Here is a 12,280-nt window from a genome sequence, read left to right as displayed (position 1 = left end):
CCGGCCGTGCCACCTTCTGGTCACACACCTGACCACTTGACCAATTGGTCAACCATTCATCGAGGTGCCCGTGAAGACTCGTCCCCTCGCCGGCTCCGTCGCCCTCGCGGCGGCCGTCGCCCTCACCGCCACGGCCTGTGGCGGATCGGGCGACCCGAAGGCCTCCGGCGGACCGGAGAAGGTCACCGTATGGATCATGAAGGACAGCGTCACCGACGCCTTCCTCGACCGCTTCCGCACCGGCTTCGAGGCCGAGCACGAGGACATCGACCTCGACATCCAGATCCAGGAGTGGGACGGCATAGGCGAGAAGGTCACCGCCGCCCTCGCCAGCAAGGACGCCCCGGACGTCATCGAGGTCGGCAACACCCAGATCGCGCAGTACGCGGCGAGCGGCGGCGTCCTCGACCTCAGCGACAGGACGGCCGAGCTGAACGGCGCGGACTGGCTGCCGGGCCTCGCCGAGCCGGGGAAGGTCGACGGCAAGCAGTACGGCATCCCCTGGTACGCGGCCAACCGGGTGGTGATCTACCACAAGGACCTGTTCGCCCGCGCGGGCGTCACCACGCCCCCGAAGACCCAGGCCGAGTGGCTCGCCGTCACCGCGAAGCTCAACCGGGGCAGAACCCAGGGCATCTACCTGCCCGGCCAGAACTGGTACACCCTCTCGGGCTTCATCTGGGAGGAGGGCGGCGACCTCGCGGTCAAGGACGGGTCCGCGTGGAAGGGCGCTCTCGACACGTCCCAGGCGCGCGCCGGCATGGACTTCTACCGGCAGCTCCAGGCCCTCGGCAAGGGACCCAAGGACTCCGACGAGGCCAAGCCCCCGCAGGCCGAGGTCTTCGCCAAGGGCGAGGTCGCCCAGATCATCGCCGTACCCGGCGGCGCGAAGATCGTCGAGGAGATCAACCCCGCACTCAAGGGCAAGCTCGGCTTCTTCCCGATCCCCGGCAAGACCGCGGGGAAGCCCGGCGCGGTCTTCACCGGCGGATCCGACCTCATCGTCCCCGAGGCGTCGACCCACCCCGACGCCGCGTACGAGGTGGTCAAGGCGCTCGCGGGCGAGAAGTGGCAGACGGACATGGCCAGAACCATGAGCTACGTGCCCAACCGCACCTCGCTCGCCCGGGTGATCCAGGACGACGCGGGGACGGCCGCCATGGCCGCGGGCGCGGCGCAGGGCCGGGCGACACCGAACTCCCCGCAGTGGGCGGCCGTCGAGGCCACCAACCCGATCAAGCAGTACATGACCGCCGTGCTCACCGGCACCGATCCCGCACAGGCAGCCGCGACCGCCTCGCAGAGCATCACCAAGACCCTCGGCTCGTGAGCGGCCCCTCCCTGCGGCTCCCCGACCGGTCGCGCCGAGCCGCCTTCTGGCCCTACCTCCTGGTCGCCCCCACCGTCCTCGGCGGTCTGCTCCTCCTCGGATACCCCTTCGTCCGCAATGTGCTGATCTCCTTCCAGGAGTACGGCCTGGGTGAACTCATCCGTGGCGACGCCGCGTTCGCGGGGTTCCGCAACTACCGGACCGTGCTCGCCGACCCCGAGTTCTGGGAGGTCGTCCGGCGCACCTTCTGGTGGACCCTGGTCAACGTCGTGCTGATCATGGTGATCGGCACGCTGGTCGCCCTGATGATGCAGCGGCTCGGCCGGCGGATGCGCGTCCTGGTGACGACGGGTCTGGTCCTCGCGTGGGCCAGCCCGGTCATCGCCACCACGACCGTCTTCCAGTGGCTCTTCGCCTCCCGGCTCGGGGTCGTCAACTGGGTCCTCGTACGGCTCGGGTTCGAGTCCTTCGAGGGGTACTCGTGGCTGGCGGACGGGCCCGCGGCGTTCACCGTGCTGGTCCTGCTGGTGGTCTGGCAGTCGGTGCCGTTCGCCGCGATCACGCTGCACTCGGCGCTGCTGACCGTCCCCGCCGAGCTGTACGAGTCGGCCCGGCTCGACGGGGCGGGGGGCTGGCGGATCTTCCGCTCGATCACCCTTCCCCTGCTGCGCCCGATCTTCGGCCTCGTCCTCTGCCTGGAGGTCATCTGGGTGTTCCGCTGCTTCGCGCAGATCTGGGCGGTGACCAAGGGCGGGCCGGGCGAGGCGACGACCACCCTGCCCGTCTACGCCTACCGGGTGGCCCAGTCCCTGCACCGCTACGACCTCGGGGCCGCCGTGTCCACCCTCACCGTCCTCCTCCTCGTGGCCGTGCTGATCGCCTACTTCCGCCAGATACTCCGACAGGAGGCCGACCGGTGACACCGCGCGTCCTGCGCCGACTCCCCCTGAACACCGCGGCGGCGCTCGTCTTCGTCCTGGCCGTCTTCCCGGTGTACTGGATGGTCCTCACGGCCTTCCGGCCGACCCCCGACATCCAGTCCGAGACACCGCGGTTCCTGCCCGTCTCCTTCACCCTGGAGCACTTCGGGAACGCCGTGGCCGCCGACGGGTTCTGGACCTTCTGGCGCAACAGCCTGCTCGTGACCGCCGGTTGCGTCCTGCTCGCCCTCGTGGTGGCGCTGGCCGCGGCGTTCGCCGTCGCCCGGATGAACTGGCGCGGCCGACGGGGCTTCATCCTCATGGTGTTCATCGCCCAGGTGGCGCCCTGGGAAGCGCTGCTGATCCCGATGTACGTGATCGCCCGGGACGCCGACCTGCTCGACCGGCTCGCGACCCTCAGCCTCATCTACTTCATGGTCACCCTGCCCTTCACCATCGTGACACTCCGCTCGTTCCTGGCGGCGGTCCCGGCCGAACTGGAGGAGGCCGCGCAGGTCGACGGGTGCACCCGCACCGCCGCGTTCCGCCGGGTGACGCTCCCCCTGCTGGCCCCCGGACTGCTCGCGACCTCGCTCTTCGGCTTCATCACCGCCTGGAACGAGTTCGCCTTCGCCAACATGCTCATCATCAAGAACCAGGACGACCGGACCCTGCCCGTCTGGCTGTCGTCCTTCTCCAACGTCTTCGGCACCGACTGGGGGGCCACCATGGCCGCCTCCACCCTCTTCGCCCTGCCCGTCCTCGTCCTCTTCCTGGTCCTGCAGGGCCGGGTCGCCGCCGGAATGACCGGCGGAGCCGTGAAGGGATAACGCACCGCGATGCCCCAGCCCCGACTCGTCCCCGAACCCACCCAGATCCAGCTCCTGCCCGGCACGTTCACCTTCACCGAATCGACCGCGCTCAAGGTCTCACCGGGCGCCGAAGGCGCGGCGGGACTGCTGCGCACCCTGCTCGCCCCGGCCACCGGCCTGCCGCTGCCCGCCCGTGCGGACGGCTCCGTCGTCCTGGCGCTCGACCGCGCCCTCACCGGCCTCGGCGAGGAGGGGTACGGCCTCACCGTCGGCACCGCGGGGGTCCTGCTGCGGGCCGCCCGCCCGCAGGGGCTGCTCGCCGGCGTCCAGACCCTCCGCCAGCTGCTCCCCGTGGAGGCCCTTCGCGCCGAACCCGTGGCCGGCGTCGCGTGGTCCGTGCCCTGTGTGCAGATCACCGACACCCCGCGCTTCCCGTGGCGCGGCTCCATGCTCGACGTCGCCCGCCGCTTCCGCCCCGTCTCCTACCTCCGGCGGTACGTGGACCTCCTCGCGCTCCACAAGCTCAACGTCCTCCATCTCCATCTCACCGACGACCAGGGCTGGCGCATGCCGGTCGCCGCGCTCCCCCGGCTCACCGAGATCGGCGGAGAGCCGCACGGCGGTGCCTACACCCGTACCGAACTCACCGGCCTCGTGGCGTACGCGGCGGAGCGCGGCGTCACCGTCCTGCCCGAGATCGAGATGCCAGGGCACGTCCGGGCCGCGCTCGCCGCCTACCCCGAGCTCGGGAACCATCCGGGCCGTACGTATGACGTCTGGGACCGGTGGGGCGTGTGCGACACGATCCTCGGTGTCCACGACGGCGCGCTCGACTTCTGCCGCACCGTCCTGGACGAGGTGATGGACGTCTTCCCCTCCCCGTACGTGCACATCGGCGGCGAGGAGTGCCCCACGACCGAGTGGCACGAGTCGCCCGCCGCGCGGCGAAGGGCCGCCGAGGAGGGCCTGCCGGGACCCGCGGCCCTGCACGGCTGGTTCATGGGACGGATCGGCCGGCACCTCCTCGACGCGGGGCGGCTGCCGCTGAGCTGGACCGAGAACGGCGCCGACCTCCCGCCGTACTTCACCGTGATGCCCTGGCGCGACGCCGACCACGGCCGTACGGCCGTCCGCCGCGGGCACCGCGTCGTCATGGCGCCCCACCGCACCACCTACCTCGACTACCCCCAGTCGGCAAGTCCCGCCGAGCCGCCGGGTCAGGCCGGGGAGGTCGTCGATCTGCGCACCGTGCACGGCAACGAGCCCGCTCCGGCGGACTGGAGCCCGGAGGAGGCGGCCCAGGTCCTCGGTTCCCAGGTGCAGCTGTGGACCGAGTACGTACCCACCACCGCGCACGCCGAGTACCTCACGTTCCCCCGGCTCTGCGCACTCGCCGAGGTCGTCTGGACAGGTCGCCACGACTGGCCGGGCTTCCAGGAGCGCCTCCGCCACCACCGGACCCGGCTCGACGCCCTCGGGGTGCCGCGCCGCCTGCCCCCCGCGCCCGCGGCCCTTCTCGCCCCCGCCCCATGACCCGTCCGCCGACCGGACGTCCCCGCAGCACCCCGAAGCACCCCGATGCACCCCGAAGCACCCACCCGAGGAGAGGAATCACCATGAACGACCCCATGAGGAGCAGGAGCCTGCGGATCCGTGCCGCGCTCGCCGTCGCCGCGGTGACCGGGCTCGGTGCCACCGCCCTCACCGCCCTGCCGGCGGCCGCCGCCGGTGAGGGGGTCACCGTCCAGTACCGGCAGAGTTCGACGGGCGGCGACCAGGTCGAGCCCTGGCTCAAGGTGGTCAACACCGGCCAGTCGAGCGTCCCGCTGAGCCAGGTCAAGGTGCGCTACTACTTCAAGGCCGACGCGGGAGCCTCGTACACCTACGCCTGCTCCTGGGCGGTGAAGGGCTGCGCGAACCTCACCGGCACCTTCGGCACGCTCGCCAGCCCCACCGCGACCGCCGACCGCTACCTGGAGATCGGCTTCACCGCAGGCGCCGGCTCCCTCGCGCCGGGCGCGGACACCGGCGACATGCAGCTGCGCTTCCACCGGTCCAACTGGCAGTCGCTGAACCAGAACGACGACTACTCCTTCGGGCCCGCCCAGACGACGTACGCGAACTGGTCCAAGGTCACGGCCACCGTGGGCGGCGTGCCGGTCTGGGGCACGGCCCCCGCGGGCAACGAACCCACCCCGACGCCCACCGACCCGACCACTCCCCCGACCACCCCGCCGCCCAACGGTGCCGCGCTCTTCGACGACTTCGACTACAGCGGGCACACCGACCCGGCGATCGACGCCCACGGCTGGAGCGTCCGCTCCAACTCCGGCGGCCCCGGGGTGCCGGGCGCCACCTGGGCCCCCGAGAACGTCACCTTCGCCAAGGAGGGCACGAACTCGATCATGAACCTGCGGAGCTCGACCGCTGGGACCGGTGAGTCCACCCGGCACACCGAGATCCTCACCCGCGCCTCGAAGTTCAAGAACGGCACGTACGCGGCGCGGGTGCGCTTCTCCGACGCGCCGGTGTCGGGTCCGGACGGCGACCGTGTCGTGCAGACCTTCTTCACCATCAACGACCTCAAGGCGCCGATGGCCGACGACTACGCCGAGTACGACTTCGAGTACCTGCCCAACGGAGGCTGGGGCGAGCCCGCCAACATCCTCTACACGACGTCGTGGGAGACCTACCGGCCCGACCCGTGGGAGGCCGTCAACCAGCACTCCGAGGCCCGGACGAGCTACGCCGGCTGGCACGACCTGGTCCTGACCATCGACGACAACGCGATCGTCTACTACGTCGACGGCCAGGAGTTCGGCCGGCACGACGCCCGGTACCTGCCCGAGCGCCCGATGTCGATCAACTTCAACCAGTGGCTGATCGACCTCGCCGGCCAGACGTCGACGGCACCGCGGTCCTACGACCAGAAGGTCGACTACGTCCTGCACGTCAAGGACCAGGTCCTGACCCCGGCGCAGGTGGCCGCGAAGGTGGCGGCGTACCGCACGGCGGGCACGACCTTCCAGGACACCGTGCCGACCACGTAGGAGCCCGCGCCGGTGGGCCGCCGCCTCTCACGGGCGGCGGCCCACGGGCCCACGGGTCGGCGGCCCGGCGCGCGCCCTGCCCGTGATTGGCGCCGGTCGCCGATCCGTCCGATAGTGGAGGGGGGCGCTGCGGCGCGCGTGCGAGGTCCCGCCGCACGGCACTGCCGACCAACGGGACCGTGACGGAGTCCGAGTTCCTGGGCGTCGGGTGCCGGTCCCGCGTCGGCGGGGGATGCTGGGAGGTATGGGTGGCACTCCCGGGGAGCGGCTGACGAAGGCGCGGATCCCGCCCGCCTACGCGGCGGCCGTACGGCGGTCGGTGCGCGTCACGGTCTCCGCCGCCGCCGGTTTCTATCTCTTCCTGTACGGGTTCGACTCGGCCGTCGCCGCCACCTACGCGCTCTTCGCCGCGGTCGCGATGGCGGGTCTGTCGCACATCCCCGGCACCGGCCGGCAGCGTGCCGCGACCCTGCTCCCCGTGGTGCCCGCCTGCTGGGTGCTCATCACGATCGGCACCTACCTGTCGGTGCGGACCTGGAGCGCGGTCCTCGGCATGCTGGTCGTCGGGTTCGTCCTGGCCTTCATGGCCGTGGGAGGACCCCGGCCGGCCGGCGCCGCTCCCGGGCTCCAACTGATGTACATCCTGCCGTCCTTTCCGCCCTACGTCCCCGAGTCCCTCGGCGAACGGCTGGTGGGCGCCACGGTCGGCCTGTCGCTGCTGATCCTCGCCGAGGCGTTCCTGCTGCCCGACCGCGCCCCGGGCGTCCCGTACCGCGAGTTGGCCGCCCGGGCCGCCGACCACGCGGGGCGCTGCGCCGCCGACCTGGCCTCCGCCCCGTACACGCTGGGCGACAGGGCACGCCGGACGGCCCGGGAACTCAGCGGAGGTCTGCGGTCCTCACGGGTGCCGGAGGCGGAACGGCCCGCGGGCCCCGGTGTCAGGGCCCGCGGCCTGGCGCACACGGGTCTGGCCGCCCGCACGCTGCTCGGGCGGCTGGGGGCCCTTCCGCCGCCGGCCGGCGGCCCGGCGGAGACCCGGAAGTGGCCCGCGGTGCTGCGCGCCGTGCATGACGCCTGTCTGGAGACCGCGTCCCTGCTGCGCGGCCAGGAGAGCCGCGGAATCGCCCGCTCCCGGCTCCAGGAGCTCCGGCACTCCCTGGCCGAGGGCGCCGAGCCGGGTGCCACGCCCGCCGGACTGCGCCGCCACGCGGCGGTCCTTGAGGTGGCCGACGCCGCGCTCGCGATGTCCGTGGCGGCGGAGATCGCCGTGCGGGGCCGGGCCGCCCCGGCGGCGGCACCGGGCCGGTTCTGGTACGCGCGCATGCGGGCACCCCAGCTGTGGTGGCGGCGGCTGTCGGGCCACGCGGGGCAGCGGTCGGTGTTCTTCCAGAACGCGGTGCGCATCGCGCTGGCGCTCGCGGCGGCACGGACGATCGCCGGTCTCGACACGCTGCCGCACGGGTTCTGGATGCTCCTCGCCACCCTCACCCTCACCCGTACGACGGCGCGGGAGACGAGGAGCACGGTCCGGGTGGCCCTCACCGGGACCCTGGTGGGGGCCGTCGTGGTGGCCGCCCTGCTCTCTCTGGTGGGGACGGACACGTCGGTGTACGCCGCCGCGCTGCCCCCGCTGATGCTGGTCGCCTTCACCCTGGGTCCGGTGAAGGGCGTGGGGTGGGCGCAGGCGATGTTCACGATGGTCGTCGCCCTCGTCTTCGCCCAGCTGGCCCCGGCGACCTGGCAGCTCGCCGAGTTCCGGCTCCTCGACGTGGTCGCGGGCAGCGCGGTCGGCGCCGTGTTCGGGCTGCTCGCCTGGCCCAAGGGCGCCCACGACGAGCTGCGGCGGGCGGTGGCGACGATGCTCCGGAGCGCCGCGGAGACCGTGGTGGCGACCACGTCTCAGCTCGCCACGGGCGGGGCGCGCGCGCCCGTCGCCGCCACCTCGCCGGGCCACCGGTCGTTGCAGCACGCGCTGATCATGGCGGAATCGGCGTACGCCCAGTACCGGAGCGAGCCGAAGGCGCTGGACTCGGCGGGCGACACGCAGGACTGGCAGGCGGCCCTGCTGTCCGGCCACCACACCCTGTGGGGAGCGGACCGGCTGCTCGTGCCGCTCGAGCCGACCGTCGTCCCGCCCCTGCCCGAGGAGTCCGCCGAGGCGGTGACCCGGATCGGCGACCGGGTGGCCGCGGGCATGCTGCTGGTCTCCGCCCGGCTGGACCCCATCGGCGACACGCCGGGCACGCCCGTGGCCGTCGGCGCACGGGCCTTCGCCGACTTCGCCGCCGAGCCGCCGGGTGCTCCTCGGCGGTACTACGCGGCCGTGGAGTGGCTGGACGCGCTGATGACGGACATGGAGCGGATCGCCGGCGACCACAAGTGAGCCGCGCCACAGAGTGATTGGCTTTGCAGAGCCCGCGCCCCGGGGTCCTGGAGTACGACAGCGATGCGTTAGCGGGGCGGCAGCGGGACGTGAGCGGCGCACGGGAACCTGGAGGGGACCACCGTGGCCGGCACGCCGGCCACGGACAACACCACGGCAGACAGACCAGTCATCGGCAGTCCAGCCATCGGCAGACCACGGGGACCTCACCATGCGGCCGCGCACGGGCGGTCGGGGCGAGTGAGAAAGTGCAGGTAGCGGAAGTGCTCACCAAGCGGGTGACGGTGACCGTCCACGCATCCGATCCGCTCAGTCGGGCCGGGCTCATCAGCCACTTGAGGCATCAGCCGACCGTCGACGTCATCCCTGACCAGGACGACGCCTGCCGGGAGTCCCCGGCGGTCGCGGTGATGCTCGCCGAGCGGATCGACGAACCCACCACGTCCGAACTGCGGCGACTGCTGCGCGGCAGGGACCAGCGTGTCGTGCTCGTCGCGCGGGAACTGCGCGAGCCCGACCTGCTGGCCGTCGTCGAGTACGGGGTACGGGCCATCATCTGGCGTCATCAGGCCACCGAACAGAAGCTGCTGAGCGCCGTGCACAGCGCGGCGCGCGGCGAGGGCGAACTCCCGCCCGACCTCGTCAGCCGGCTCCTGAACCAGGTGGGGCGCCTCCAGCGGGCGACCACCGCGGGCGCGGCCACCGGAGGGGCGGCGCCGCTCTTCGGAATGGCCCCGCGCGAGGTGGACGTCCTGAAGCTGCTCGCCGAGGGGCTCGACACCCGGCAGATCAGCGAGAAGCTCGCCTACTCCGAGCGCACCGTCAAGAACATCCTGCACGCGCTGATGACGCGTCTGCAGCTCACCAACCGGGCGCATGCCGTCGCGTACGCGCTCCGCGAAGGCTACATCTGATGCTCCATGAGATCGACGAGGCACTGCGCCGGCTGCTCACGCCCGCCGTCGAGGGCGATGTCGCCTTCGACGCGCCGACCCGTGACTGGGCGGCGCGCCGCAACGCCCCGACCCTCAACGCCTATCTGTACGACATCCGGGAGGACGTGGCCCGGCGTGAGCGCGGTGCCCACGCCGAACGGGACGCCCGGGGCGTCGTCACGCGCAAGCGCCGACCGCCACGCTGGTTCCGGCTCTCGTACCTGGTGACCGCCTGGACGTCCCGGCCCGAGGACGAGCACCGGCTGCTGGCGGGAGCGATGGCGCTGCTGCTCCCGCACGAGGTGCTGCCCGAGGAGACGGTGCCCGAGTCGGTACGGTCGATCACCACCCAGCTGCCGGTCTCCGTCGCGGTCCCACCCGCCGAGTCGCGCTCGCTGGCCGACATCTGGTCGGCGCTCGGCGGTGAGCTGAAGCCCTCGCTCGACGTCGTGATCACGACCCCGTTCCCGGTGACACCGGTGTACGACGCGGCTCCGCCGGTCACCGAGGGGGAGATCGTGGTCCGGGGCGTCGCGGGGGTGCCCGCCGCCTCGGGGTCCCGGATGACACGGCGCCAGGGGGCGATACGGGTGACCCCTCAGGCCCGTACGCCCGAGGGGGGCAAGGGAGGGACGGAGGCGACGGCCGCCCAGGAGGGCTCAGCGGCGTCCGAGGCCCAGGAGGCTCTGGAGAGCGGAAGCCGTGGCCGCGGCCCGCAGGACGGGGACGGCGCGTGAGCGACCTCCGACCCGCCCTCGCATCCCCGCTGCTCGCCCATCTCGCCGTCCTGCGCGCGCGGGTCGCCGCGCTCGTCGACGGACGCAGCGCCGTCGACCCCACGGCCGGTGATCCCCTGCGCGGGCTGTACGTGTCCGCGGAGGCGGCACGCCGGATCGCCGCGGAGCCGATCGGCCACGGCGCGCATGAGGCCCACGAAGCGCATGAGGCCCATGAGGCCCATGAGGCGATCGAGGCACATGAGGCCCATGAAGCTCATGAGGGCCCGTTCCCCCTGCCGGACCTCGGCCGTGACGATCGCCTCGGTGCGCTCGCCCGGACCTTCGGGTTGTCCCCGCTCGACGCGCACATCCTGCTCGTCGCGCTCGCACCCGATGTGGACCGGGGTTTCGAGGCGCTGTACGGCTACCTCAACGACGATGTCGGGCGGCGGCGCGCCACGACGGCGCTCGCCCTCGACCTCGCCGGCACCGGCCCCCACGACCCCGCCGCGCGTGACCGTTTCCATCCCGGCGCGCCGCTGCGCTCCGCGGGCCTGCTCGACGTCGAGGACGAGGACCGGCCCGTGCCGGGTCGTGCCCTGCGCGTACCGGAGCGGGTGGTGGCACACCTGCTGGGGGACGACACGCGGCTGGACGCCCAGCTGATGGGGGTCGGCGTGGAGTTGCTGGCACCGGACCCCGACGGTGCGGAGCCCGACGCGGCGACCACACCGCTCGGCGCGCGGATCGCGGCCGCCGGTCCGGTCACGGTGCATCTGCGGGAGCGCGTGCCGGGGGCCGCCACGGACGCGGTCGTCGCGGCGCTGCGCGGGGCCGGGCGGCCCGTCCTGCGGTACCGGCCGGAGTGCGTCGACACGGCGGTGGCCCGGGCGGTGCTGCGCGAGGCGCGGCTGCGCGGTGCCGCGGTGGTCGTCGAGCCGCTGCCGCAGCGGCCCGGGCCGCTGGTGCGTGCGCTCGCCTCGTCCGGTGCGACGGTGGTCCTCGCCGGGACCGAGGCACCCGACCCCGGCTGGGCGCCGGACGCCGAGCTCCTGACCCTCGAAGCGCCGGGCCCCGGGGCGATCGGCACCGCCGCCCTGTGGCAGCGTGAACTCGGTTCCGTGGAAGCCGACTTCGATCTGGCCGAGGCCACGGCGGCCTACCGTCTCGGCGGGGATCAGATCCGTCGCGCGGCGCGTGCGGCGCGCGCGCTCGCCGCCTTCGAGGGCACCGGGCCGACCCTCGCGCACGTCCAGCACAGTGCCCGGCTGGTCTCCGCTCCGCTGCTCGACAGCCACGCCCGGCGGATCCGGCCGGCGGTCGGCTTCGCCGATCTCGTCCTGCCCGAGGAGCCGTTGGGGCTGCTGCACGAGCTGACGGCACGGGCCCGTCACAGGGACCGGGTGCTCGGCGAGTGGCGGCTGCGCACCGGCGGCGGGCGGGGGCGCGGTGTCGTGGCGCTGTTCGCCGGGGAGTCGGGCACCGGCAAGACGCTCGGTGCCGAGGTGGTGGCGGGCGAACTGGGCCTGGACCTCTATGTGGTGGACCTGTCCTCGGTGGTCGACAAGTACGTCGGAGAGACCGAGAAGAACCTGGAGCGGATCTTCGTCGAGGTGGACCGCACGGACTGTGTGCTGCTCTTCGACGAGGCGGACGCGGTCTTCGGCAAGCGGTCCGAGGTGAAGAGCTCGCACGACCGCTACGCCAACCTGGAGAGCGCGTATCTGTTGCAGCGTCTTGAGGCGTTCGACGGGATCGCGGTGCTCACCACCAACCTCCGGGCCAACATCGACGACGCGTTCACGCGAAGGCTGGACGTGGTCGTGGACTTCCCGTTCCCCGACCCCGAGCAGCGCGTGTCGCTGTGGCACTCCTGTCTCGCGGGCACACCGAGGACGGCGGACGTGGCCGAGGAGATCATGCGCTGTGCCGAGGAGTTCGAGCTGGCGGGCGGTGCGATCCGGTCGGCCGCGGTGACGGCCGGCTATCTGGCCGCGGCCCGTGGCTCGGCGGTGACGGGCGAGGACGTACGGGCGGGGGCGCGGCGCGAGTACCGCAAGGCGGGGCGGCTGGTCCTGGAGGGACGGGCGCCCTGGGCCCCCTGACGGCGGGCACGGCAAGGGGAGAGGGG

At 72.9% G+C, this 12,280-nt stretch carries 9 protein-coding genes; all 9 read left to right on the top strand.

Annotation, left to right across the window (positions count from 1 at the left end; genetic code table 11):
• The first annotated feature begins 70 nt into the window (after nt 1-70).
• On the top strand, nt 71-1,330 hold the full coding sequence (locus tag AMK27_RS12735; RefSeq protein WP_107425538.1) for an extracellular solute-binding protein: 1,260 nt from the start codon (nt 71-73) through the stop codon (nt 1,328-1,330).
• Nucleotides 1,327-2,250, top strand: a complete 924-nt coding sequence (locus AMK27_RS12730; protein WP_073905673.1) for a carbohydrate ABC transporter permease — start codon at nt 1,327-1,329, stop codon at nt 2,248-2,250. The genes AMK27_RS12735 and AMK27_RS12730 overlap by 4 nt, the downstream gene beginning before the upstream one ends.
• Nucleotides 2,247-3,080, top strand: a complete 834-nt coding sequence (locus AMK27_RS12725; RefSeq protein WP_073905672.1) for a carbohydrate ABC transporter permease — start codon at nt 2,247-2,249, stop codon at nt 3,078-3,080. The genes AMK27_RS12730 and AMK27_RS12725 overlap by 4 nt, the downstream gene beginning before the upstream one ends.
• Nucleotides 3,081-3,089: 9 nt before the next feature.
• The gene (locus AMK27_RS12720; RefSeq protein WP_073905671.1) at nt 3,090-4,595 is read left to right on the top strand and encodes a beta-N-acetylhexosaminidase; all 1,506 of its coding nucleotides are present in this window, start codon (nt 3,090-3,092) and stop codon (nt 4,593-4,595) included.
• A gap of 83 nt (nt 4,596-4,678) precedes the next feature.
• A complete protein-coding gene (locus AMK27_RS12715; RefSeq protein WP_073905670.1) occupies nt 4,679-6,112 on the top strand; it encodes a cellulose binding domain-containing protein in 1,434 nt (477 codons plus the stop codon).
• Between the two features lie 244 nt (nt 6,113-6,356).
• A complete protein-coding gene (locus AMK27_RS12710; protein ID WP_079188370.1) occupies nt 6,357-8,495 on the top strand; it encodes an FUSC family protein in 2,139 nt (712 codons plus the stop codon).
• 263 nt (nt 8,496-8,758) lie between these two features.
• Complete coding sequence (locus tag AMK27_RS12705; protein ID WP_079188369.1) at nt 8,759-9,409, top strand: helix-turn-helix transcriptional regulator; 651 nt, start codon at nt 8,759-8,761, stop codon at nt 9,407-9,409.
• On the top strand, nt 9,409-10,167 hold the full coding sequence (locus AMK27_RS12700) for a DUF4255 domain-containing protein (RefSeq protein ID WP_079188368.1): 759 nt from the start codon (nt 9,409-9,411) through the stop codon (nt 10,165-10,167). Before AMK27_RS12705 ends, AMK27_RS12700 begins: the two co-directional genes overlap by 1 nt.
• A complete protein-coding gene (locus AMK27_RS12695) occupies nt 10,164-12,254 on the top strand; it encodes an ATP-binding protein (protein WP_073905667.1) in 2,091 nt (696 codons plus the stop codon). The genes AMK27_RS12700 and AMK27_RS12695 overlap by 4 nt, the downstream gene beginning before the upstream one ends.
• Nucleotides 12,255-12,280: the final 26 nt, after the last annotated feature.

The sequence above is a fragment of the Streptomyces sp. CB02009 genome (assembly GCF_001905825.1).
Taxonomy (GTDB): domain Bacteria; phylum Actinomycetota; class Actinomycetes; order Streptomycetales; family Streptomycetaceae; genus Streptomyces.
The sequence above is the reverse complement of the archived record's forward strand: the minus strand, read 5'-3'. Positions and strand labels throughout refer to the sequence as shown.

Bases quoted from the DNA above. Each gene is read 5' to 3' on its own strand.
- AMK27_RS12720 (WP_073905671.1), top strand. From the start codon at position 3,090: ATGCCCCAGCCCCGACTCGTCCCCGAACCCACCCAGATCCAGCTCCTG.
- AMK27_RS12715 (WP_073905670.1), top strand. From the start codon at position 4,679: ATGAACGACCCCATGAGGAGCAGGAGCCTGCGGATCCGTGCCGCGCTC.
- AMK27_RS12700 (WP_079188368.1), top strand. From the start codon at position 9,409: ATGCTCCATGAGATCGACGAGGCACTGCGCCGGCTGCTCACGCCCGCC.
- AMK27_RS12710 (WP_079188370.1), top strand. From the start codon at position 6,357: ATGGGTGGCACTCCCGGGGAGCGGCTGACGAAGGCGCGGATCCCGCCC.